The sequence below is a fragment of the Bacillus sp. 275 genome, assembly GCF_001999205.1.
Taxonomy (GTDB): Bacteria; Bacillota; Bacilli; order Bacillales; family Bacillaceae; genus Bacillus; species Bacillus velezensis.
On sequence record NZ_CP019626.1, the window covers coordinates 2,748,496 to 2,770,386 of the forward strand.

23 protein-coding genes and 1 other RNA gene are annotated in these 21,891 nt (G+C 47.8%); 19 read left to right on the forward strand and 5 right to left on the reverse strand.

Going from position 1 to position 21,891, the window contains the following annotated elements; all coding sequences use genetic code 11:
• Window positions 1-12: 12 nt before the first annotated feature.
• The 5 genes from rnr (at window position 13) to BZ167_RS13390 (ending at window position 4,775) form a co-directional block, all read left to right on the forward strand.
• Window positions 13-2,346, forward strand: a complete 2,334-nt coding sequence (gene rnr / locus BZ167_RS13370; RefSeq protein ID WP_031378334.1) for a ribonuclease R — start codon at window positions 13-15, stop codon at window positions 2,344-2,346.
• Between the two features lie 139 nt (window positions 2,347-2,485).
• Window positions 2,486-2,956, forward strand: coding sequence for an SsrA-binding protein (gene smpB / locus BZ167_RS13375; protein WP_003151688.1), 471 nt, complete (start codon window positions 2,486-2,488; stop codon window positions 2,954-2,956).
• 167 nt (window positions 2,957-3,123) lie between these two features.
• Window positions 3,124-3,486: a transfer-messenger RNA gene (gene ssrA, locus BZ167_RS13380) on the forward strand.
• Between the two features lie 74 nt (window positions 3,487-3,560).
• Window positions 3,561-3,866 carry a barstar family protein gene (locus BZ167_RS13385; protein ID WP_061860878.1) on the forward strand — a complete coding sequence of 102 codons (306 nt, stop codon included), beginning with the start codon at window positions 3,561-3,563 and terminating at the stop codon, window positions 3,864-3,866.
• 114 nt (window positions 3,867-3,980) lie between these two features.
• Entirely contained in the window at window positions 3,981-4,775 is a 795-nt protein-coding gene (locus BZ167_RS13390; RefSeq protein WP_061860877.1) for an SDR family NAD(P)-dependent oxidoreductase, read from the forward strand.
• Between the two features lie 38 nt (window positions 4,776-4,813).
• On the opposite strand, the gene BZ167_RS13395 is transcribed toward BZ167_RS13390, so the two are convergent.
• A complete protein-coding gene (locus tag BZ167_RS13395; RefSeq protein WP_015418225.1) occupies window positions 4,814-5,704 on the reverse strand; it encodes a LysR family transcriptional regulator in 891 nt (296 codons plus the stop codon).
• 150 nt (window positions 5,705-5,854) lie between these two features.
• On the opposite strand from BZ167_RS13395, the gene BZ167_RS13400 reads away from it, so the two are divergent.
• Genes BZ167_RS13400 through BZ167_RS13440 form a run of 9 tightly spaced genes read left to right on the forward strand, consistent with a single transcriptional unit; the run spans window position 5,855 to window position 12,913 of the window.
• Window positions 5,855-6,394, forward strand: coding sequence for a GNAT family N-acetyltransferase (locus tag BZ167_RS13400; RefSeq protein WP_003151702.1), 540 nt, complete (start codon window positions 5,855-5,857; stop codon window positions 6,392-6,394).
• Complete coding sequence (locus BZ167_RS13405) at window positions 6,391-7,203, forward strand: amino acid ABC transporter substrate-binding protein (RefSeq protein WP_031378337.1); 813 nt, start codon at window positions 6,391-6,393, stop codon at window positions 7,201-7,203. The genes BZ167_RS13400 and BZ167_RS13405 overlap by 4 nt, the downstream gene beginning before the upstream one ends.
• Before the next feature lie 25 nt (window positions 7,204-7,228).
• Window positions 7,229-8,041: an amino acid ABC transporter substrate-binding protein gene (locus tag BZ167_RS13410; RefSeq protein ID WP_061890826.1), complete on the forward strand. Its 813-nt coding sequence runs from the start codon at window positions 7,229-7,231 to the stop codon at window positions 8,039-8,041.
• A 22-nt stretch (window positions 8,042-8,063) separates the two neighbouring features.
• Window positions 8,064-8,786, forward strand: a complete 723-nt coding sequence (locus BZ167_RS13415; RefSeq protein ID WP_031378338.1) for an amino acid ABC transporter permease — start codon at window positions 8,064-8,066, stop codon at window positions 8,784-8,786.
• Window positions 8,787-8,801: 15 nt separating this feature from the next.
• Window positions 8,802-9,509 (forward strand): amino acid ABC transporter permease, encoded by a 708-nt coding sequence (locus BZ167_RS13420; protein WP_007613790.1) that lies wholly within the window; start codon window positions 8,802-8,804, stop codon window positions 9,507-9,509.
• A complete protein-coding gene (locus BZ167_RS13425) occupies window positions 9,506-10,285 on the forward strand; it encodes an amino acid ABC transporter ATP-binding protein (RefSeq protein ID WP_031378339.1) in 780 nt (259 codons plus the stop codon). The genes BZ167_RS13420 and BZ167_RS13425 overlap by 4 nt, the downstream gene beginning before the upstream one ends.
• Window positions 10,282-11,289, forward strand: a complete 1,008-nt coding sequence (locus BZ167_RS13430) for an LLM class flavin-dependent oxidoreductase (protein ID WP_077392107.1) — start codon at window positions 10,282-10,284, stop codon at window positions 11,287-11,289. Before BZ167_RS13425 ends, BZ167_RS13430 begins: the two co-directional genes overlap by 4 nt.
• An 11-nt stretch (window positions 11,290-11,300) precedes the next feature.
• The gene (locus tag BZ167_RS13435) at window positions 11,301-11,588 is read left to right on the forward strand and encodes a glutaredoxin family protein (protein WP_031378341.1); all 288 of its coding nucleotides are present in this window, start codon (window positions 11,301-11,303) and stop codon (window positions 11,586-11,588) included.
• Window positions 11,585-12,913 carry an LLM class flavin-dependent oxidoreductase gene (locus tag BZ167_RS13440; RefSeq protein ID WP_053574074.1) on the forward strand — a complete coding sequence of 443 codons (1,329 nt, stop codon included), beginning with the start codon at window positions 11,585-11,587 and terminating at the stop codon, window positions 12,911-12,913. Before BZ167_RS13435 ends, BZ167_RS13440 begins: the two co-directional genes overlap by 4 nt.
• A 200-nt stretch (window positions 12,914-13,113) precedes the next feature.
• Here BZ167_RS13440 and BZ167_RS13445 read toward each other — a convergent pair whose 3' ends face one another.
• The 3 genes from BZ167_RS13445 to BZ167_RS13455 are packed head-to-tail and all read right to left on the reverse strand — an operon-like array spanning window position 13,114 to window position 15,536.
• Complete coding sequence (locus tag BZ167_RS13445) at window positions 13,114-13,899, reverse strand: amidohydrolase family protein (protein WP_015418218.1); 786 nt, start codon at window positions 13,897-13,899, stop codon at window positions 13,114-13,116.
• A 3-nt stretch (window positions 13,900-13,902) separates the two neighbouring features.
• A complete protein-coding gene (locus tag BZ167_RS13450) occupies window positions 13,903-14,319 on the reverse strand; it encodes a carboxymuconolactone decarboxylase family protein (protein ID WP_077392108.1) in 417 nt (138 codons plus the stop codon).
• Window positions 14,319-15,536: an MFS transporter gene (locus BZ167_RS13455; protein WP_015418216.1), complete on the reverse strand. Its 1,218-nt coding sequence runs from the start codon at window positions 15,534-15,536 to the stop codon at window positions 14,319-14,321. Before BZ167_RS13455 ends, BZ167_RS13450 begins: the two co-directional genes overlap by 1 nt.
• Before the next feature lie 103 nt (window positions 15,537-15,639).
• Here BZ167_RS13455 and BZ167_RS13460 point away from each other — a divergent pair, with 103 nt between their 5' ends.
• Both BZ167_RS13460 and BZ167_RS13470 read left to right on the forward strand, forming a co-directional pair.
• A complete protein-coding gene (locus tag BZ167_RS13460) occupies window positions 15,640-16,491 on the forward strand; it encodes a helix-turn-helix transcriptional regulator (RefSeq protein ID WP_007410007.1) in 852 nt (283 codons plus the stop codon).
• Between the two features lie 354 nt (window positions 16,492-16,845).
• Entirely contained in the window at window positions 16,846-17,481 is a 636-nt protein-coding gene (locus tag BZ167_RS13470) for an FMN-dependent NADH-azoreductase (protein ID WP_015418215.1), read from the forward strand.
• A gap of 44 nt (window positions 17,482-17,525) precedes the next feature.
• Here the strand turns inward: BZ167_RS13470 and BZ167_RS13475 are convergent, their stop codons facing one another.
• Window positions 17,526-18,566 carry an oxidoreductase gene (locus BZ167_RS13475; RefSeq protein WP_015418214.1) on the reverse strand — a complete coding sequence of 347 codons (1,041 nt, stop codon included), beginning with the start codon at window positions 18,564-18,566 and terminating at the stop codon, window positions 17,526-17,528.
• Window positions 18,567-18,704: 138 nt separating this feature from the next.
• On the opposite strand from BZ167_RS13475, the gene csoR reads away from it, so the two are divergent.
• The 3 genes from csoR (at window position 18,705) to BZ167_RS13490 (ending at window position 21,805) form a co-directional block, all read left to right on the forward strand.
• On the forward strand, window positions 18,705-19,010 hold the full coding sequence (gene csoR / locus BZ167_RS13480; RefSeq protein ID WP_003151723.1) for a copper-sensing transcriptional repressor CsoR: 306 nt from the start codon (window positions 18,705-18,707) through the stop codon (window positions 19,008-19,010).
• A gap of 75 nt (window positions 19,011-19,085) precedes the next feature.
• Window positions 19,086-19,292: a copper chaperone CopZ gene (gene copZ, locus BZ167_RS13485; RefSeq protein ID WP_015240581.1), complete on the forward strand. Its 207-nt coding sequence runs from the start codon at window positions 19,086-19,088 to the stop codon at window positions 19,290-19,292.
• An 83-nt stretch (window positions 19,293-19,375) separates the two neighbouring features.
• The gene (locus BZ167_RS13490; protein ID WP_015418213.1) at window positions 19,376-21,805 is read left to right on the forward strand and encodes a heavy metal translocating P-type ATPase; all 2,430 of its coding nucleotides are present in this window, start codon (window positions 19,376-19,378) and stop codon (window positions 21,803-21,805) included.
• Window positions 21,806-21,891 lie beyond the last annotated feature (86 nt).

Genomic DNA, 21,891 nt, shown 5'->3' on the forward strand with positions numbered 1-21,891 from the left:
GGAGGTCGAATAATGGAAAAAGAAGCGTTTATGGACCGTCTTCTCGCGTTTATGAAGGAAGAGGCGTACAAGCCCCTTACCGTTCAGGAACTTGAGGAGATGCTGAACATCACGGAAGCAGATGAATTCAAAGAGCTGGTAAAAGCGCTGGTGGCGCTCGAGGAAACGGGGCAGATCGTCCGCACCAGAAGCAACCGCTACGGGCTTCCGGAAAAAATGAATTTAGTAAAAGGAAAAATTTCCGCGCATGCAAAGGGATTCGCGTTTCTATTGCCGGAGGATACCTCTTTAAGCGATGTGTTTATTCCGCCGAATGAGCTGAATACGGCCATGAACGGCGATATCGTCATGGTGCGGCTCAATTCCCAGTCAAGCGGATCGAGACAGGAAGGCACGGTCATCCGCATCTTGGAAAGAAGCATCGACCGCGTCGTGGGCACATACACAGAAACGAAAAGCTTCGGTTTTGTCATCCCGGATGATAAGAAAATCACGAGTGATATTTTTATTCCGAAACATGCCAATAACGGGGCTGCGGAAGGTCATAAAGTCGTCGTCAAACTGACAAGCTACCCTGAAGGCAGAATGAACGCCGAAGGAGAAATCGTTGAAATACTCGGCCATAAAAATGATCCGGGCATCGATATTTTATCCATCATCCATAAGCACGGCCTGCCGGGAGATTTTCCGGCTGAAGCGATGGAGCAGGCAACAAGCACGCCCGATACCATCGATGAAAAAGACATCAAAGACCGCCGTGATCTCCGCGATCAGGTCATTGTCACCATTGACGGCGCGGATGCGAAGGATCTGGATGACGCCGTCACCGTGACAAAGCTTGATAACGGCAGCTACAAGCTCGGCGTTCATATTGCCGACGTCAGCCATTACGTCACGGAGAATTCCCCGATTGACAAAGAAGCGCTGGAAAGAGGGACAAGCGTGTACTTGGTTGACCGGGTCATTCCGATGATTCCGCACAGATTGTCTAACGGAATCTGTTCTTTAAATCCGAAGGTCGACCGGCTGACGCTTTCCTGCGAAATGACAATCAACCAGCAGGGCCAGGTGACAGAGCACGAGATCTTCCAAAGCGTCATTAAAACGACGGAAAGAATGACCTATTCAGATGTCAACCAGATCCTCACAGAAGACGACGCCGAGCTGAAAGAAAGATATGAGCCGCTCGTCCCGATGTTTAAAGACATGGAACGTCTGGCCGAAATTCTCCGGGCGAAACGGATGGACCGCGGCGCCGTGGATTTTGATTTCAAAGAGGCGAAAGTGCTCGTCGATGAGGAAGGCGCCGTTAAAGACGTCGTCATCAGAGAGCGCTCAGTAGCGGAAAAGCTGATTGAAGAATTCATGCTTGTGGCAAACGAAACGGTGGCCGAGCACTTCCATTGGATGAACGTGCCGTTTATTTACAGGATTCACGAAGAGCCGAACGCCGAAAAACTGCAAAAGTTCCTGGAGTTCGTCACGACATTCGGTTATATCGTCAAAGGGAAAGCCGGAGACATTCATCCGCGCGCGCTGCAAAGCATTCTTGACGAAGTGCGGGACCGTCCGGAAGAAACGGTGATTTCAACCGTCATGCTCCGTTCCATGAAGCAGGCGAAATACGACCCGCAAAGCTTGGGCCATTTCGGGCTGGCGACTGAATTTTATACGCACTTCACATCGCCGATCCGCCGCTATCCTGACTTAATCGTTCACAGGCTGATCAGAACGTATTTGATCAACGGACAATCGGACGAAGCGACTCAAGAAAAGTGGGCCGAACGCCTTCCGGAAATCGCTGATCATACGTCAACGATGGAGCGTCGCGCCGTTGATGCAGAGCGGGAAACGGACGATCTGAAAAAAGCGGAATATATGCTTGATAAAATCGGCGAGGAATTTGACGGCATGATCAGTTCCGTCACGAATTTCGGAATGTTTGTCGAGCTGCCGAATACGATTGAAGGGCTTGTGCACGTCAGCTTTATGACGGATGATTATTACCGTTTTGACGAGCAGCATTTCGCCATGATCGGCGAACGCACGGGCAACGTTTACCGGATCGGAGACGAAATCACGGTCAAAGTCGTCGACGTCAATAAAGATGAGAGAAACATCGACTTTGAAATTGTCGGCATGAAAGGCACCCGCCGTCCGAGAGAAACGACAGGCGACCGCAGAAAACGCGGCAGACCGGCGCGGAAACGCGTGTTAAACAGCAATACCCCGGCTTCACCGCCGAAATCGGAGGAAAAAGGGGAATGGTTTACAAAACCGAAGAAGAAAAAGAAAAAACGCGGTTTCCAAAACGCGCCAAAACAAAAACGCAAAAAGAAGAAGTAAATGCGAAAAGCAAATGGGGCAAAATGCTCTGTTTGCTTTCTTTCGCAAGCCGCATTTTCATTGTCGCGGAACGCTCCATTTGCTAAAATAAAGCGTATCGCACACATGAACGGTTTTTGCGGAGAGAGGAGGATAAGGCATGCCAAAAGGATCAGGCAAAGTATTATCACAAAACAAAAAAGCAAACCATGATTACTTTATAGAAGAAACCTATGAAACAGGCATCGTGCTGCAGGGGACGGAGATTAAGTCCATTCGCGCCGGCCGCGTAAACATGAAGGATTCCTTTGCGAAAATCGAGCGCGGCGAAGTGTTCCTCCACAACATGCACATCAGCCCGTACGAGCAGGGAAACCGCTATAACCACGACCCGCTCCGGACGAGAAAGCTTTTGATGCACAGGAAAGAAATCAATAAGCTGATCGGCCTGACAAAAGAGAAAGGTTATTCTCTCGTGCCGCTGAAGCTGTACTTGAAAAACGGCTTTGCCAAAGTGTTAATCGGCCTCGGAAAAGGGAAGAAAACATACGATAAACGCGAAGATTTAAAACGAAAAGACGCCAAAAGGGAAATCGAAAGAGCGTTCAGAGACAGACAAAAAGGCTTCTGATGCCTGAGCCTTGATGTGATAACTGCCGTATGCTATACTGTTCACACATCAAATTCACAGGCTGTTTATTGAAGACATTCCCAATTGAATTTGTCTGTGATCATGATATAATAACAGTACAGCCAGTTGAGCAAGAGCTTGATAGATCTCCCGTATACCCTTAACAAGGGGACGTTACGGATTCGACAGGGATGGATCGAGCTTGAGCTGCGAGCCGAGAGGCGATCTCGTTAACACGCACCTAAATATAACTGGCAAAACTAAAAGTTTTAACCAAAACTTAGCACTAGCTGCCTAATAAACGCAGCGAGCTCTTCCTGACATTGCCTATGTGTCCGTGAAGAGCACATCCAAGTAGGCTACGCTTGCGTTCCCGTCTGAGAACGTAAGAAGAGACTGACAGACTAGCTCTCGGAAGGCCCGCCCGCAGGCACGAAGACGAGTGAAACACGAAATATGCAGGCTACGCTCGTAGACGCTTAAGTAATCGATGTTTCTGGACGTGGGTTCGACTCCCACCGTCTCCATACATAACAGAGGAACCGCAGTGCCGTCACATGACGCACTGCGGTTTTTTCATGCCGAAATAAAGGAGTCCATTTGAATGATAGTCGTCATCATAGACGGAAAAGATATTACAAGCACAGAAGCATTACACCGAATCTTAAAAGATCAATTAGATTTCCCGGACTTTTATGGCGAAAATCTGAATGCCTTATGGGATTGTCTGACAGGCTGGATCGAACTTCCGCTGACTTTGGTGTGGAAGAATTTTGACATCAGTCAGAAGGAATTGGGTTCGGATGCTGATAATGTATTAAGGATATTAAAAAAGGCTCAGGCAGAATTAGATGGTGAATTTTTCATTCAAATCGATCAGCCGTCAGCCGGGACAACGGACAGGCACTAAAAAGTGCGTACTTCCCCTCATCCATTTTTCTATCTGATAATAGGGACAGAAGGTTTCAGGCTTTCGATTTCTGTCCATATATAAGAAGAGACTTGCGATAGGGAGGAATGGATGATGGATTTGCAGTTGAAAGGGAAGACGGCGCTTGTGACGGGATCTACGTCAGGCATCGGGAAGGCGATTGCGGCTTCGCTGATTGCAGAAGGTGCGGCCGTGATTATTAACGGCCGCCGTGAAGAAAAGGTGAACGAAACGATCCGGGAACTAGAGAAACAGACGCCGGATGCCCGTCTCTATCCGGCCGCATTTGATTTAGGCACGGCGGAAGGATGCGGCGCGATTTTTCAGCAGTATCCGGATGTGGATATTCTCGTCAACAATTTAGGAATCTTTGAACCTGCGGAATACTTTGATATTCCTGACGAAGAGTGGCTCCGGTTTTTCGAGGTGAATATCATGAGCGGCGTGAGGCTGACACGCCGGTATGCAAAGCGGATGATTGAACGGAAGGAGGGGCGGGTGATTTTTATCGCGAGTGAAGCGGCCGTCATGCCTTCTCAGGAAATGGCCCATTACAGCGCTACGAAAACAACGCAGCTGTCGCTGTCACGCAGTCTGGCCGAGCTCACGGAAGGGACGAATGTGACGGTGAATACGGTCATGCCGGGCTCCACGAAAACAGAGGGCGTCGAAACGATGCTGGAGTCGCTTTATCCCGGTGAAAACCTGACAGCGGCTGAAGCGGAGAAACGATTTATGAAGGAGAATCGTCCGACGTCGATCATTCAGCGGTTGATCCGTCCGGAAGAAATCGCTCACTTTGTCGCCTTTTTAAGCAGCCCGCTGTCGTCTGCCATTAACGGATCTGCATTGCGGATCGACGGCGGCTTGGTGCGGAGCATTATATAAGATGAACGTACAAAAACCCCCGTAAAGCGGGGGTTTTTTTAATGCGGATCACGCTGAAACCGGCTGATGATCCTGCTGATTAAATCTTTTGTAGCACAGTCAAAATGCTCTTCTTTCTGGTTTGTCAACAGCCCGACCGGCGGTGAAATCGTTAAGTTATGGATCGGAATGACCTTCGTGCCCTCGATCGGTTCTGAGTGCGCCGTCGCCGTAAAGATTGAGACGCCGATATTTTCCCTGACATAGTATTGGTGAGCCATGCTGCTGGTCAGCTCCATTTTTCGATAGCGGCTGCCGATGGCCCGCTGCAGGTGCTGTTCAATTTGAATCCGGATCGGGCAATTGGCGGGCGTAAAAATCAGGCATTCATTTTCTAAATCCTCGAGATTGATGCTTGTTTTGGCTGCAAGGGGATGTCTGTCGGACACGATGACATTGAGCGAGTCATGGAAAAACGGATCGAAGTAATTTTCCAGAATCAGCTCCGGCTCGCCGCATACGGCAAAATCAATGGCGCCTTCCAGCAGTTTGCGGCTGCATGTATTGGCGTCATCCACGCTGACATTGACCGACATGTCCGGATAATCATTTAAGAAACCCCGCAGTACGGCAGGGAAGATCAGGCTTGCCGTCGGTTCGGATATGCCGATCTGAATAAGGCCGGCCTGCCCCTGTCTGATATCGGCCAGAGTATGGTCAAGCACCTCGTATTGCGCGAGAAGCTGCCCGGCCCGCTCATGAAACAGCCGCCCCGCCCTTGTCAGCTTCAGCTTCTTTCCCCGTTCAAACAGCTGCGCGCCTACATCCTGTTCCAGCTGTTTAATCCGCATTGAAATCGTCGGCTGTGAGTAGTTCAGAATTTCGGCGGCTTTATAAAAGCTGCCTGACTGTACGATCGTATGAAACGTTTTAATGGTGCGTAATTCCAACGAAATCCCCTCCCGGCTGTTCATTAATTTTCTTGAACCTTTCCTTTACTTTTTTTGATTAGTCAAATAAATCAGTTTGCTTTATAGTATAAACAATCAAAGATTAGTAAACAAATGGGAATTATATATTTTGCGGGGAGAGTGACCGGAATGAGTGAAGACATATTTCGATTGGCTGAGAAAAAGGATGCGCCGGAGTTTTTAGAGCTGCTGTACAGCGCGTTTCAGCCGATCCGCAATTTGGAGATTGACTGGCCGTCGGCGCGAGCCGACATCGATATGGTAACAGAAAATATTGAAAATCATTCAGCCGTCGTGCTCGAACGGGACGGACGGCTTCTTTCAACCATTACGATCCGTTTTCCGTGGGAGAGTGACACGCCTCCGTCAAAATATCCGTTTGTCTGGTGGTTTGCAACGCTTCCTGAGCTGAAGGGGCAGGGCATCGGCAGCAAACTTTTGACTTATGTGGAGGAACACGTGCTGCGGGATACGCTGAAGGCCCCGGCCATCACGCTCGGCACTTCGGCGCGCAAGCATCCCTGGCTTGTAGATATGTACAGACGGAGGGGGTATGAAGTGTATTTTGAGCAGGAGAAAGACGGAGACATCGGAGTCATGATGAGAAAGGTGCTCATACCGGAGCGGTTTGACGCGTCGCTGTTAGGCACACCGAGCTGGGCGCAATGATAAAAAAACGGATCAGAGCCGGCTGTCTGCTTCTGCTGCTCGGCGTGCTGGCCGGGTGCGGGCAAGGAGAAAGCACAAAAGCGGAAAGCGGCGTGCAGACCGTCATTGTCGGCACGGGAACTGATTTTCCGAACATTGCTTTTATGGATGAAAAAGGCGAGCTGACCGGCTATGACATTGAAGTGATGAAAGCCATTGATGAACAGCTGCCGCAATACAAATTTGTCTTTAAGACGATGGATTTTTCGAATCTGCTTACAAGTCTCGGAAACCGGAAAATTGATGTGATCGCGCATAATATGGCGAAAAATAAGGAACGGGAGAAACGCTTTTTGTATCACAAGATCCCATATAACTACTCGCCGATGTACCTCACGGTGAAGGCGGATAATGACGCGATACACACGCTCCGGGATTTAAAAGGGAAAACCGTCATCGTCGGCGCGACGTCAAACGCGGCGGATTATATGACGGCATACAACAAAACCCACGGCAGCCCGATACATTTGAAATACGCCGGGCAGGGCGGCAATGATACAGCAAACCAAATAGAGACAGGACGCGCTGACGCCACCGTATCCACGCCGTTTGCCGTCGATTTTCAAAATAAGACGCACGCGTTCAAACAAAAAACGGTCGGTGATGTGCTGCTGGATACCGAGGTGTATTTTATGTTCAATAAAAACAGCCAAACCCTGGCGGACGATACGGATCGGGCGATTCAAAAGCTTGAGAAGGACGGCACATTGAAAAGACTGAGTGAAAAATGGCTCGGCGCGGATTATTCAAAATCAAGTTTCACGAAATAATTGAGGCAGAAAACGGGGCGATCACATGAAAATAAGATTGGCGGTCATGTCATTAACAATTGCCGCAACGGCGGCGTTATCAGCCTGCGGCGCGGGCGGGGAGGCGGCATCAGGCAATCAGAAAAACGTGAAGAACATTACGGTCGGCACCGGCACTCAATTTCCGAATATTTGCTTTATTGATGATGAAGGCAAATTGACGGGCTACGACGTTGAGCTGGTGAAAGAGCTTGACAGGCGCCTGCCGGACTATCGTTTCACTTTTAAAACGATGGATTTCTCCAACCTGCTTGTCAGCCTCGGCCAGCATAAAGTCGATATCGTAGCCCATCAAATGGAAAAAAGCGCCGAACGGGAGAAAAAATTTCTGTTCAATCAAGTCGCGTATAACAACTTCCCGCTGAAAATCACGGTGCTTCAAGAAAACGGGAACATTCACGGCATTGATGACTTGAAAGGAAAGCGGGTCATTACAAGTCCGACGTCAAACGGCGCGCTTGTGCTGAAAAAATGGAATGAAAAACACGGCAGTCCGTTTGAAATCGCTTATGCGGGCCAAGGTTCAAACGATGCGGCCAATCAGCTGAAATCCGGCCGCGCCGATGCGACGATTTCTACGCCGTTTGCCGTCGATTTCCAAAACAAAACGAGCGCGATCAAAGAAAAAACGGTCGGCGGGGTGCTGTCAAATGCCAAAGTGTTCTTTATGTTTAACAAAAATGAACAAACGCTGAGCGATGACATTGATAAAGCCCTCAAGGAAATCATTGATGACGGCACGCTTAAAAAGCTGAGTGAAAAGTGGCTCGGCGCGGATTATTCAAAGGAGCAATATTAAGTGAAAAAGAGAGGGATCGGTAATGGAAAAAGCGTTTGATATCAGTATGATCGCGTCCTTTGTGCCGACATTGCTCGGGTATTTGCCCGTCACGCTGTATATATTGGCGGTGTCTCTGCTGTTCGGCTTTCTATTGGGGCTGCTTTTGGCGCTGCCCCGCATCTATCGCATTCCCGTTTTGAATCAGTTTGCGAAGCTGTATATCTCTTTTTTCAGAGGAACGCCCATCATGGTGCAGCTGTTCATTGTATTTTACGGCATTCCGGCGCTCACGGCGCTCGCCGGAATCGATACCTCTAAAATGGACCCTTTATATGCGGCCATCGCCACGTATGCGCTGAGCAGCGCGGCAAGAGCGGCCGAAATCATGAGGGGAGGTGTGAACAGCGTCGACCGCGGGCAGGCGGAGGCGGCTTTCAGCATCGGGCTGAACGGGGGGCAGACATTCCGGCGCATCATTCTGCCGCAGGCGCTTGTGCAGGCCTTTCCCAACATCGGGAATATGGTGATCGGTTTCTTAAAAGATACATCGCTCGCTTTTTCGATCGGGGTGATGGATATGTCGGGCAGAGGACAGACCTTGATTACATCGAGCAATCATTCTTTAGAAGTGTATATCTCGCTTTCTGTTCTGTATTATGCGGCCGCCCTTTTATTTGAATGTGTCTTCAGATGGGCCGAAAAACGAATCAAGAAAGATGAGACGCGCCTTGTGACGGTTTTTGACATGAGCGCGCACGGCTGAAAAGGAGGGAGAACAGTGGAGCTGGACATTCCATTTATCGGCACTGCGATCAAACAAATGATGAAAACCGTTCCGCTTACATTGGCGATGACGGTCATTCCGATTATTGCCGGATTTTTCATAGCTCTCGGCAATATCACGGTGCGTATATTCCGCATCAAATGGCTGCTGGCCTGCTCATCGTTTTACGTGTCTTTTTTCCGCAGCACCCCGGCGATTCTCCATATTATGCTGATTTATTTAGGGGTTCCGCTGATTGCCGATCAATTCAGCCGCGCGTTTCATCTCGGCTGGTCGGCCAATCAGATTCCGGTCGCCGTGTTTGTCATCATGGCACTGTCATTAACGGCAGGCGCTTATATGACGGAAATTCTCCGTTCCGGGATCATGGCCGTCGATACGGGGCAGGCGGAGGCGGCATATTCAATCGGCCTGACGCGGGGGCAGATGATTCGGCGCGTGGTTCTGCCGCAGGCGTTCATGATATCGCTGCCGAACTTCACCAACATAGGCATCGGCTTTTTGCATACCACTTCCATCGCGGCCATTGTTGCAGTGCCTGAAATTACAGGAACGGCGACGATTGCGGCATCCGATAACTATGCATTTCTGGAAGCATTTATCGGGGCTGCCGTGATTTATTGGGGATTAACGCTGATTCTCGAAGCTGTAAACAGTCTGGCGGAAAAAAGGGCAGCCAGATATCAAGGAGGCGCATTATGATCGAAATCCAAAACATTCAGAAACATTTTGGCAGTCATCACGTGCTAAAGGGCATCAATTTAAGTGTCCGGAAAGGAGAAGTCGTGACCATCATCGGCCCGAGCGGTTCCGGGAAAACCACGTTTCTGCGCTGCCTTAATTTACTTGAGCGGCCGGATGAAGGCGCCATTTCGCTGCACGGTGAAGTCATTAACTACAAAAAGCCTGCCAAAAAAGACATTCTCAGACTGAGGAAACAGACGGCGATGGTTTTTCAGCAATATCATTTGTTTTCGCATAAAACGGCGATTCAAAATGTTATGGAAGGCCTGACGATCGCAAGGAAAATGAAAAAAACAGATGCGTACGCCATTGCCGAGCGGGAACTGGCCAAGGTGGGGCTTCAGGATAAATTGCACGCCTATCCGAATCAGCTGTCGGGAGGCCAAAAGCAGCGGGTCGGAATTGCCAGGGCGCTTGCCATTCATCCTGATGTGATGCTGTTTGATGAACCGACCGCAGCCCTCGATCCGGAGCTTGTCGGCGAGGTGCTCGAGGTGATGCTTAACATTGTGCGGACCGGCGCCACCATGATCATTGTTACTCATGAAATGGAATTCGCCAGAAGAGTGTCCGACCGAATTGTGTTTATGGATGAAGGAGCAATCGTGGAACAAGGAACGCCTGAGGAAGTCTTTTACAAGACGAAAAAAGAAAGAACGAAGAAGTTCCTCCGCCGCGTGCTGCCTGATTACGGTTATGACATAAAAGAGCGCATAAAGGAGCCTGTCGTATGATTCGTTTAAGCATTTTAGACCAAAGTGTCACCGCGGAAAACCAAACCGCAGAAGAAGCCTTGCGGCAAACGGTGAAATTGGCTCAGGAGGCCGAACAATACGGATATGACCGTTTCTGGGCGGCGGAGCATCATAACAATGAAGAGATAGCGGGATCAGCGCCGGAAATTGTTCTGGGGTATCTTGCCGCAAGCACGAAAAAAATCCGTCTCGCATCCGGCGGGGTGATGCTGCAGCATTACAGTCCTTATAAAGTGGCGGAGCAGTTCCGGGTTTTGTCCGCTCTTGCTCCCGGCCGTGTGGCGCTTGGTGTCGGCAAAGCGCCCGGCGGATTTCAGCTGTCAACCGATGCGCTGCAGCGGGAGCTTATCCAGCCCGCCCGTTTATTTGAAGAAAAGCTTGAGGAGCTGACTCATTTCATCCGAAATGATTTTCCGGACTCGCACCGCTACGCGTCATTGCGGCCGGCGCCGCATACTGAGTATGCGCCTGACCTCTTTTTGCTCGGCGGCAGCGCGGAAAGCGCGATATCCGCGGCCAAACTCGGCATTTCCTTCGTTTTCGCCTATTTCATAAACGGTGAAGAGGCTGCGTTAGAAAAAGCGCGCCACGCCTTTGACGAGCATCTGCCGATAGGATCGAAGGCGGAATTTCACCTTGCGCCGATGGTCTTTACCGCGCATACAAAAGCAGAAGCGGAAAAACACGTGGTATCGCGTGAGTCGGTCAAAATCATTCTCGAAGACGGCAAAAAGGTGAATGTCGGTTCCCGGGAACAAGCGGAAGCGTTTCTTGAACAAGTCACGCAGCCATATAAGCTGATTACACAAAAGACGGGTGTGATTGCCGGGACAAAAGAAGAGACTGCCGCCGAGCTGCGACGATTATCCGTTCAGTACAGCATTACTGATTTTGTGATTTTGTCGCCTATCAGAAACGCTGAGGAAAAACGATTGTCTTACCGGCTGTTAAGCGAAGCGGTGCAGCCGGTAAGACAATTATAGGAGGGATGAACATGAGTCATGAAGTAAACGTTGTGGTCTGGAGCAAACAGGGCTGTGCGTATTGCGATGAAGTGAAAGGATATTTGCGGGAAAAGGCCATTGCGTACGAAACAATTGATGTGACAGAACGGGACGAATTGCGTGACGTGCTGCAGATGAAATACGGCATCCGTCATGTTCCCGTCGTTGAACTCGGCAGCGGTGACAGCCGTGTGTATCAGGCCGTTACTCAAGTCGGCATTGAACATGTAGAACGGGCGCTTGCCGATTACGAGGGGAAAAAGGGGGAGAGAAAATGAGCCGGACGGATCTTATTCAATTCGGAGCCATGATTCACGGTGTCGGCGGCACAACGGACGGCTGGCGTCATCCCGACGCCGATCCGACAGCAAGCACGAATGCGGCGTTTTACAGGCAAAAAGCGCAGACTGCTGAAAGAGGGCTGTTCAGCTTTGCTTTTATTGCGGACGGCTTGTTCATTTCTGAAAAGTCCATCCCGCATTTCTTAAATCGGTTTGAGCCGATCACTATCTTATCGGCGCTTGCCGCCTCTACAACCCATCTTGGTTTAATCGGCACATTTTCCACATCGTTCACTGAGCCGTTCACCATCGCAAGACAGCTGATGTCTCTTGACCATATCAGCGGCGGCCGGGCGGGCTGGAATCTCGTCACCTCTCCGCAGGCGGGAGCCGCGCGCAATCACAGCAAGGAAAGCCTTCCCGACCACAGCCGGCGCTACGCCATCGCCCAGGAACATGTGGACGTGGTGCGCGGTCTGTGGAATTCCTGGGAAGAAGATGCCTTCGTCCGCAACAAAGAAACCGGGCAGTTTTTTGACCCTGACAAACTGCATCGCCTGTATCACAAAGGCGAGTATTTCAAAGTGGAGGGCCCGCTGAATATCGGCCGGTCCAAACAGGGAGAGCCGGTCGTTTTCCAAGCGGGGTCTTCAGAAACCGGCCGGTCGTTTGCCGCGAGGAATGCAGATGCAGTCTTTACGCACTCCAATTCACTTGAGGAAACGAAAGCTTTTTATGATGATGTGAAGAAGCGGGCGGCGGATTACGGCCGGGACGCTACCAAGCTGCGGATTTTTCCGGGAATCAGTCCGATTATAGCCGGCTCACAAGAAGAAGCGGAAGCGAAATACCAAGAATTCGCCGAGCTGATTCCGATAGAGAACGCTGTTAAATATGTGGCCAGATTTTTTGATGATTATGATCTGAGCCGTTTTCCGCTGGATGAGTCGTTTCCTGATTTGGGCGACGTCGGGAAAAACGCGTTTCAAAGCACGACAGACCGTATCAAAAGGGAGGCGAAAGCCCGGAATCTTACGCTGCGTCAAGTGGCGCGCGAAGCCGCGTTTCCGCGAACCCATTTTATCGGTACACCGGAACGTGTGGCATCATTAATTGAAACATGGTTTCAGCGGGAAGCGGCGGACGGGTTTATTATTCACTCTGACATCCCCGGCATGCTTGAAGCCTTTGTGGATCAAGTCATACCGATCCTCCAGGAAAAGGGGCTGTACCGAAAAAGCTATCCGGCCGATACACTGCGGGGGAATCTCGGATTGGATATTCCGATCTGTAAATCAAATCCGATTTTGAGCAGAAACTAAATGTTTCTGCTTTTTCTGCTGCTTGCCATTCCCGTCATTAAAGGGATCCCGCCAGCATTTTGGATAAGAAAAGAGCCGATTTACCCCGTTAACCATTAAGAGTAAATCGGCTCTTTACTATTAAAAGACGTAAGGAATGAAAACCTGTTGAATGCAATCCTTCAAACTTATATTCCCTAAGAAATTGTTATAAAAATAAGTTAAATCTTTAAGAGGTTAGCAATATTTCCGCCCAGTACTCGTTGTGCGACTTCTTCACTTGAAGCATGGCGTTCAACTGCCAACTTATTTAGGAATGGATCACCATATGGAAAATCAGAACTAAATAAAGTTTTCTCTGGGAGTTCTTTTATAGCCAAAGATAATGCATAGGTTGTATAAAATGCAGAAATATCCAGGTAGGCGTTCTTTGTTTCTTTTGTTAATGCAATAACTTGCTGCCAATGAATCCCTCCCAAATGGCCATAGATTACAGGGACAGTGGGATATTTACGAGTTAAAGCGAACAATTCCCGAATATCATTTAAATTGAGTGGATGGAATGTATGCACCCAAATCGGAAAGGAATTATAATCACCAGCTGCCTGGAATACAGGCTCAAGCATTTTAATTTGGCCTGAACCAAGGGTGAATTCTCCAAGTCCCTTCATTTTATAATCTTTTACAATCTTCTCAACCCAATCATGCAGTTCTCCGGAGGAACTTAAAAGGGGAACTGATCCAAATCCAATAAAACGGTCAGGATATTTTGCGATAGCATCCCTCAATTCTTCTAAAGCTTTTGATCGTGCTTCTAGGGGATTTATTTCGTTATTTAAAATTTGATTCAGTACATCCATTTCCTGAATAAATTCATCGTAGCTTTCACTTTTTTCTGGATGAACAAGCGTAGAGAATAAAATAGTTTTATCTATCCCGCTTGAATCCATCATTTCAATGTGTTTTTCTACAGGTAGAACTACGTGGGCATGACTATCAATAATCATTTTTTACTCTCCTTCCAATAAATTGGCTGACAGCTGATTTCGTCTTTTAGAAAATACTTCAGTAGCTATTGTTAAAATGGTATTTAATGCGACAGGAAAGCCTGCATAAATTAACATTTGCATCATAGCTTCCACAATTTCTTCTTCGGTCCATCCGACATTTAAAGCTCCGTTAATATAAAATCTTAATTGTTCCGTATTTCCTAAAGCAGTCAGACCAGCAACTGCTGCAAGAAGGCGGGATTTTAAATCTAATCCCGGTCTGGAAAAAATTTGACCGTAATTAAATTCCACAGCCAAAGTTCCCAAGTCGGGTGCTGCTGAATCTTTAAAACTGTTCACGATATTTTGATAGTTGTGCGGATCTATTTTTGATAGAACTTCCAATCCCTTTTTGAAGTTTTCTGTATTTTCAGACATTAGATATGACTTCCTTTCTCGAATTCTCTATTTTTTACTGTTCTTTTTTTAGGTAAGCTAAATAAGGAACTAAAAGCAATACCTATCATGAGTATCCCAACTGTACATACTCCATACCAATGCCATTTGCTCCAAGCAAGTACACCTAGATATGATCCTAAAGATCCGCCTAAGAATGTAGATACCATGTATAAACCATTTAATCTGCTTCTCTTTTCAGGAGATAGTTGAAAGATAGCAGCTTGACAAGCAACTTGATTTGCTTGCGTGCCAACTGTTACTAATAGTGCGCCAAGAAGTAATCCCGGTAACCAATATCCTAAGAATATTAAGGTCAGAAAAGCGATTAAAGAAATAAACATACATAAGGTATTAGCAAATTTTGATCCTTTTTTATCGATCACCCGGCCAATCATGGGAGTTGCAAAGGCTCCAGCTATTCCCACTAAACCTATTAAACCTGCCGCGGTGCTCCCATAAGAATACGGAGAAGTATTTAATAAAAAAATAAGAGTTGTCCAGAAGGCACTAAAGGAACCAAACATCATTCCTTGACTCAGGCAAGCTTTTTGCAACACTTTTTCTTTTTTAAATAACGGGCCTAAAGATGCAAGTAATGTTTTATACTGCATTGCATGATTTCCTTTGCTTTTTGGAAGATACATTGCCATTAAAATGATCATTATCATTGTGCCAGCAAAAGAAGCCCAATACATTGATCTCCATCCAAAATGGGAATCTGCAAAACCACTGATAAATCGAGCGCCTAAAATCCCACACACTAAGCCAATGGCAACATTCCCTAACACTTTTCCTCTGTTCTCTTCTGAAGCTAAATTAGCAGCAAGAGGAACAATAATTTGAGGGACTATGGTAACAAATCCAAGAATTAAGTTTGCTGCAATCAGCCAAGTTACATTCATTGATAAAGCAGTTGCGGCTAAAATTATACATACAATAGATAATAAACTTAGGATCAATTTTCTCCGTTCAAAAATGTCACCTAATGGTACCAATAAAAGATTTCCCAATGCATATCCCACTTGAGTTAAAGTTGCTACAATTCCTATATAGTTTTCAGAAACGTGAAAAGTATTTGCCATACTGACTAAGAGCGTTTGATTTAAATAGACATTAGCTACTGTAAAACCACATGCTGCAGCCATGAGGAGAACTAATCCTTTCGGGAAAGGCTCAGCCCTATTTTTGAAAACCATAAAACTCACCTCCTTCATTTATTAGAATAGATGAAGGTTTATAATGGGAATAGGAGTGTGTTTATCCTATTATTAAAACTACTACTTATAAGGGGAGAAGTTCATGTTAAGTGACAAAGAAAGAAGGAAAGAACTAGGGGATTTCTTAAAAACACGACGGGCGCGATTATCTCCTCAAGACTTTGGTTTACCTATTGGTCCGCGCAGAAAAACAGAAGGACTGCGCCGAGAAGAAGCAGCTCAGCTGGCAGGAATAGGAGTAACCTGGTATACATGGTTAGAGCAAGGGCGTGATATACAGGTATCTTCAGACGTATTGGAGGCTATTTCGCGTGTATTCAGGTTAAATGAAGAGGAAAAAGAGCATCTATTTTTATTAGCAAATCGGCCATTGCTATCTAAGGTGGGAAGACCTCTCGTTGAAAGTGTAAATAGCGTCCTGAAAAATGTATTGAGTCAATTAGAATACTGCCCTACATATGTAACCGACGAAAAATTGAACATAGTAAGCTGGAATAAAGCTGCTGCCGTGGTTTTTGGTGACTTTAATAAAATGAATGATCGAGATCGTAATGCAGTCTGGCGTTGCTTTACGTCTAAAGAATACCGAGACCTCTTTCTTAATTGGGAAGATCATGCGCAACGCTTGATTGCTCAATTTCGTTTAGCCTATACACGTTTTGTCGGTGATGAGTGGTTTAAAGATATCATTAAAGAACTTACCAATAAGAGCCCTGAGTTTCGTAATTGGTGGTCCAAACATGAAGTTCTAGGTACTCCTTGCGGCAAAAAAACACTGCTGCATCCTTTAGTTGGAGAAATGATTATGGATCATATTACTCTTCAAGTGTACGATGCCCCTGAACTAAAATTAACCATTTACCAACCTCGCCAAGAAGGTGAAACAGAACAGAAAATGAAGCATTTGTTAAACTGGCAAGCAGACCTGCAATAAAAGAGTGTGATAAATTCGAACGTATGAAGCGGAATTCGTTTGTCTCTAATATAAGAGCAGGAACATTTTGCATGGATAAATTCCACACAACTGTCTGAAATGAAACAGCCGATTTAGGCTTAACATGGTCAAAATCGGTCTTTTCTTTGTCGAAATTTGCTTAACGCGGGTTTTTTTCGATTTGCTGGAGGTACTTCTTGCAGCCTTTTCAAAAAAATACACTGATTTCGAGATATTATTGTTGCGAAAAGATTTTTTTGTAACTATAATTATTACAGAACTGATCAGTATAAAAAAACATTCATATTTCATAATAAATGTGTGTGTAATCTGAAAACGAAAGGGCTGTTTACAATGGCAAAAGTACTTTATATCACTGCTCATCCTCATGATGAAAAAACATCTTACAGCATGGCGACAGGAAAAGCGTTTATCGATTCTTATAAAGAATCAAACCCGAATGATGAGGTTGTACATATCGACCTTTACAAAGAGAACATTCCTCATATCGATGCGGATGTATTCAGCGGCTGGGGAAAACTTCAATCCGGCACAGGTTTTGAAGAGCTTTCTGAAAACGAAAAAGCGAAAGTCGGCCGTCTGAACGAGCTGAGCGATCAATTCGCGTCAGCTGACAAATACGTATTCGTCACACCGCTTTGGAACTTCTCATTCCCGCCTGTTATGAAAGCGTACCTTGATTCTGTGGCTGTAGCCGGAAAATCATTCAAATATACAGAGCAAGGCCCGATCGGTCTGTTGACAGACAAAAAAGCGCTCCACATTCAGGCGCGCGGAGGCTATTACTCTGAAGGGCCGGCGGCTGACATGGAAATGGGCCACCGTTACATCGGCATCATGATGAACTTCTTCGGCGTTCCTTCTTTTGACGGATTAATCGTTGAAGGCCATAATGCTGAACCGAATAAATCACAGCAAATTAAAGAAGATGCGATTGCCCGCGCGAAAGAAGCCGGAAAATCATTCTGATCTTAAAAAAACCTCCCCGCCGTACGGCTGGGAGGTTTTTCATATTAAAGGGCAATCGTCCGTTTTTGTTCGCTGCTTTTCATCGCCGCTTCAATGACACGGATGACATCGATGCCTTCTTTTGCCGTAACGGGAAGCGGTTTTCCGTTTAAGATGCTGTCTGCCAGCAGTTTGTAGTACGTAAGGTAAGAGCCGTTCTCAGAGGGGATTGTTTCTGTATGCCTTTTCTCATCCGCTGCGATTGTCAGCTCTCCGAAGTTGTCAGGGGCATCGGCGCCCCAGCTGTCGTCAATCGGCTTTTGGCCGGCTGAAAGCGCAGCTTCCTGTCCGTCCTTTCCGTATTTGATAAAGCTTGCATTCCGTCCGTGAATCTGGTAGCGCGGGCCGCTTGCCGCATTCATGGAGCCGGATTGAAGAATGACCTGAAGCTTGCCGTAATGAAGCGCGGCCAGAAAATTATCAACGGTTTCGCTGTTGTCCCGCTGTTTCATCACATGTGCGGTGACGGATTCCGGCATTCCGAAAAGCAGAAGTGTCTGATCAATGATATGTGAACCGAGATCATACAGCGTTCCCGTGGCGGGTCCGTTCTTTTCGCGCCATTTTTCCTGTACAACCGGGTTGTATAGATCGTAGCTGACTTGATATGTATGAATGTCTTGAAGCGCCCCGTCCCGAATCAGCTTTTGTATTGTTAAAAAGTCATTGTCCCAGCGCCGGTTGTGGTACACGCTCAGCAAGACGCCTTTATCTTCAGCCGTTCTTCTCAGCTCCTCCGCTTCTGCTGAAGTCGCCGTCATCGGTTTTTCCACGACGGTGTGTTTTCCCGCCAGGAGACATTTCATCGCTGATTCATAATGCATTCCGCTCGGTGTCGTGACGATGACGAGATCAATGTCAGGATCACCGGTAATGTCTTCAATCGCGCGCACGGCTTCAGCCCCCGGCAGATCACGTTTAGCCTCCTCCGTTCTGGACGTCATGACTTTTTTGATCTGATAATCATCAAGGACGTCCAAAAGCGGCGCATGAAAGACTTTACCCGACAAACCATATCCCAATATGCCGACTTGTATCGTTTTCAATGAGTTTCCCCCTCTTGATAAGTGATAACATTATATACCCCGCGGGCGTACTGGTAAAACTTGTGTGTTGAAAATTTTTTACACCGGATTTTCAAGTCTGTATAATGAAGATAACGAAGAAAAAAACCGAGGTGGAAAATGGACAAACATACCGAGCATCAATCGTTAAATCATAAAAGCGCCAAGGAAAAAGACCAGATCCTGAACCGGCTGAAACGGATTGAAGGCCAAGTCAGGGGCATTCAGAATATGGTGGATAACGAACGATACTGCGTGGATATTCTCGTGCAGATTTCAGCCGTACAGGCGGCCATGCAGAAAGTCGCGTTTCATCTGCTGGAAGATCACGCCCATCACTGCGTAGCCGGCGCCATTGAGAGCGGAAACGGGGAGCAGGCGATTGCCGAGCTGCTTGATGTTGTGAAAAAAATCGCAAAATCGTAAAATAAAATGTTTTGAAATACCCTACAGGGGTATGGTAACATAAAGAAGAAAAAACAAGACGTGGAGGGAATCATCATGGAACAAAAAACACTGCAAGTCGAAGGCATGTCATGTCAGCACTGCGTCAAAGCAGTAGAGACCGGAGTAGGAGAACTGAACGGAGTGACGGCGGTGCAGGTGAAATTGGAAGCCGGACAGGTAGATGTGACGTTTGATGAGAACAAAGTCTCCGTATCAGATATAAAAGACGCGATTGAAGATCAAGGTTATGACGTCGTATAGGATTTATCGCGCTGCGGAAACGGGCGCGGTTTTCTTTTATCATACTTATACCCCCATGGGGTTTATGAAGAGAGATGAGGACATTGAGTGAACCGAAAGAAATGACCATTCAAGTGGGGGGCATGACATGCGCCGCCTGCGCTTCTAGAATTGAAAAAGGACTGAAACGGATGGACGGCGTCAATGACGCTTCCGTCAATCTTGCGCTTGAGACCTCAAATATTTCCTATCAGCCTGACAAAATCGAAGCTGGCGCCATAAAGGATAAAATTGAAAAACTCGGCTACCATGTTGTGACGGAAAAAGCCGAGTTTCAGATTGAAGGCATGACGTGCGCCGCTTGCGCCAATCGGATTGAAAAGCGCCTGAACAAAGTAGGGGGAGTTGACAGCGCACCGGTGAATTTCGCTCTGGAAACGGTCACCGTTGAATACAATCCGAAAGAGGTGACACCGAAAGAGCTGAAAGAGACCGTGGCAAAACTCGGCTACAGATTAGACGAGAAGCAAGCGGTTGATGGAGATGGCGGATTATCCCAAAAGGAGAAAGAGCAGCGAAAACAGCTGATCAGGCTGATATTTTCTGCAGTTCTCTCATTTCCGCTTCTATGGTCGATGGTCAGCCATTTTTCTTTTACTTCTTTTATCTGGATGCCGGATATCCTGATGAATCCGTGGCTGCAATTCGCGCTTGCCACCCCGGTGCAGCTCGTCATCGGCTGGCCTTTTTATATGGGAGCGTATAAGGCGCTGAGAAACAAAAGCGCCAATATGGATGTTCTCGTTGCGCTCGGAACGACGGCCGCTTACGCATACAGCCTGTACATGACGATTGCGTCTCTCGGACGAGACGGACATGTAGAGGGGCTTTATTATGAAACGAGCGCCATTTTGCTGACTTTGATTTTGCTTGGAAAGCTTTTAGAGATGAAAGCGAAGGGCCGCTCATCAGAAGCGATTAAAAAGTTAATGAAGCTTCAGGCGAAGACGGCGGCGGTTGAGCGGGAAGGGAAGGTACAGGTGATTCCGATTGACGAGGTCCGGACGGGGGATATCGTATATGTGAAACCGGGAGAACGTGTTCCTGTCGATGGCGAAGTGATTGAAGGCCATTCCGCAATTGATGAATCGATGATTACGGGGGAGAGCATGCCTGTCGATAAGTCTCCCGGAAGCACTGTCACCGGGGCGACGATCAATGCAAACGGCTTTCTCAAAATCAGAGCGGTGAATGTCGGGAAAGATACCGCGCTTGCACACATTATTAAAATCGTGGAAGAAGCCCAAGGATCAAAAGCCCCCATTCAGCGGCTCGCAGATCACATTTCAGGCATTTTCGTCCCGATTGTGCTGGGGCTGGCCGTGCTGACTTTTCTCATTTGGTATGTATGGGCGGCGCCGGGACAGTTTTCTGAAGCGATCGGCAAATTCATCGCCGTGCTTGTCATTGCCTGTCCGTGCGCACTCGGGCTCGCCACTCCGACGAGCATTATGGCGGGCTCCGGCCGCGCAGCTGAATTCGGCATTCTTTTTAAAGGCGGAGAGCATTTAGAAAAAACACAGCGTCTGACGACAATCGTACTGGATAAAACAGGAACGGTGACAAACGGCAGACCGGTTCTGACAGACGCCGTACCGGCAGCGGGAATGAACGAAGAGGAACTCCTGCGGCTGGCGGCGGCCGCCGAAACGGGATCAGAGCACCCGCTTGGAGAAGCCATCGTGTCAGGAGCCGAAAAACGGGGGATTGTCATCCCGAAAATCACCCGGTTCCAAGCCCGGATCGGTTCCGGAATATACGCCGAGGCTGACGGCAGAACGATTCTAGCCGGATCAAGACGGCTGATGGAATCGGAACACATCGAACATGAGGCGCTGCTTCCTCACATGGCCCGCTTGGAGGCGGAAGGAAAAACGGTGATGCTTATTGCGGCAGACGGCAAAGCGGCGGGGCTTATCGCAGTCGCCGATACAATCAAAGACACATCTCCGGCCGCGGTGAAACGCCTGAATGATATGGGGCTTGACGTCATCATGATGACCGGTGACAACAAAAAGACCGCGGAAGCCATTGCAAAAGCCGCGGGCATCGGCAGCGTGATCGCCGAAGTGCTTCCCGAACAAAAGGCGGCGGAAATTTCCCGGCTGCAAAAAGAAGGCCGGCGCGTGGCGATGGTCGGTGACGGCATCAATGATGCTCCGGCGCTGGCTGTGGCCGATATCGGAATGGCCATCGGCACCGGCACAGATATCGCAATGGAAGCAGCCGATATTACGCTGATCCGCGGTGACCTGAACGGCATTGCCGACGCCATCGGCATGAGCAGGCTGACCATGAGAAACATCAAGCAGAATTTAGGCTGGGCATTGGGATACAACAGCATCGGCATTCCGATTGCGGCGGCCGGCTTTCTGGCCCCGTGGGTGGCAGGCGCTGCCATGGCGTTCAGCTCAGTATCGGTCGTCCTTAATGCTTTGCGTTTACAGAAGGTGAAAAAAGACAAAATGGGCTGATGCCTGTTTTGTCTTTTTTATTGACACTTTATTCAAATCCTGCATATAATAGAGAAAACACATATATGAGTATATGTTCATATATA

What these genes read in the sequence shown, in the direction of transcription:
- BZ167_RS13450 (WP_077392108.1), bottom strand. Translation starts at nt 14,319, where the DNA reads ATGTCTGAAAATACAGAAAACTTCAAAAAGGGATTGGAAGTTCTATCA.
- BZ167_RS13470 (WP_015418215.1), top strand. Translation starts at nt 16,846, where the DNA reads ATGGCAAAAGTACTTTATATCACTGCTCATCCTCATGATGAAAAAACA.
- BZ167_RS13435 (WP_031378341.1), top strand. Translation starts at nt 11,301, where the DNA reads ATGAGTCATGAAGTAAACGTTGTGGTCTGGAGCAAACAGGGCTGTGCG.
- rnr (WP_031378334.1), top strand. Translation starts at nt 13, where the DNA reads ATGGAAAAAGAAGCGTTTATGGACCGTCTTCTCGCGTTTATGAAGGAA.
- BZ167_RS13415 (WP_031378338.1), top strand. Translation starts at nt 8,064, where the DNA reads ATGGAAAAAGCGTTTGATATCAGTATGATCGCGTCCTTTGTGCCGACA.
- BZ167_RS13430 (WP_077392107.1), top strand. Translation starts at nt 10,282, where the DNA reads ATGATTCGTTTAAGCATTTTAGACCAAAGTGTCACCGCGGAAAACCAA.
- BZ167_RS13385 (WP_061860878.1), top strand. Translation starts at nt 3,561, where the DNA reads ATGATAGTCGTCATCATAGACGGAAAAGATATTACAAGCACAGAAGCA.
- BZ167_RS13455 (WP_015418216.1), bottom strand. Translation starts at nt 15,536, where the DNA reads ATGGTTTTCAAAAATAGGGCTGAGCCTTTCCCGAAAGGATTAGTTCTC.
- BZ167_RS13460 (WP_007410007.1), top strand. Translation starts at nt 15,640, where the DNA reads ATGTTAAGTGACAAAGAAAGAAGGAAAGAACTAGGGGATTTCTTAAAA.
- BZ167_RS13405 (WP_031378337.1), top strand. Translation starts at nt 6,391, where the DNA reads ATGATAAAAAAACGGATCAGAGCCGGCTGTCTGCTTCTGCTGCTCGGC.
- csoR (WP_003151723.1), top strand. Translation starts at nt 18,705, where the DNA reads ATGGACAAACATACCGAGCATCAATCGTTAAATCATAAAAGCGCCAAG.
- smpB (WP_003151688.1), top strand. Translation starts at nt 2,486, where the DNA reads ATGCCAAAAGGATCAGGCAAAGTATTATCACAAAACAAAAAAGCAAAC.
- BZ167_RS13440 (WP_053574074.1), top strand. Translation starts at nt 11,585, where the DNA reads ATGAGCCGGACGGATCTTATTCAATTCGGAGCCATGATTCACGGTGTC.
- BZ167_RS13390 (WP_061860877.1), top strand. Translation starts at nt 3,981, where the DNA reads ATGGATTTGCAGTTGAAAGGGAAGACGGCGCTTGTGACGGGATCTACG.
- BZ167_RS13400 (WP_003151702.1), top strand. Translation starts at nt 5,855, where the DNA reads ATGAGTGAAGACATATTTCGATTGGCTGAGAAAAAGGATGCGCCGGAG.
- BZ167_RS13410 (WP_061890826.1), top strand. Translation starts at nt 7,229, where the DNA reads ATGAAAATAAGATTGGCGGTCATGTCATTAACAATTGCCGCAACGGCG.
- BZ167_RS13445 (WP_015418218.1), bottom strand. Translation starts at nt 13,899, where the DNA reads ATGATTATTGATAGTCATGCCCACGTAGTTCTACCTGTAGAAAAACAC.
- copZ (WP_015240581.1), top strand. Translation starts at nt 19,086, where the DNA reads ATGGAACAAAAAACACTGCAAGTCGAAGGCATGTCATGTCAGCACTGC.
- BZ167_RS13425 (WP_031378339.1), top strand. Translation starts at nt 9,506, where the DNA reads ATGATCGAAATCCAAAACATTCAGAAACATTTTGGCAGTCATCACGTG.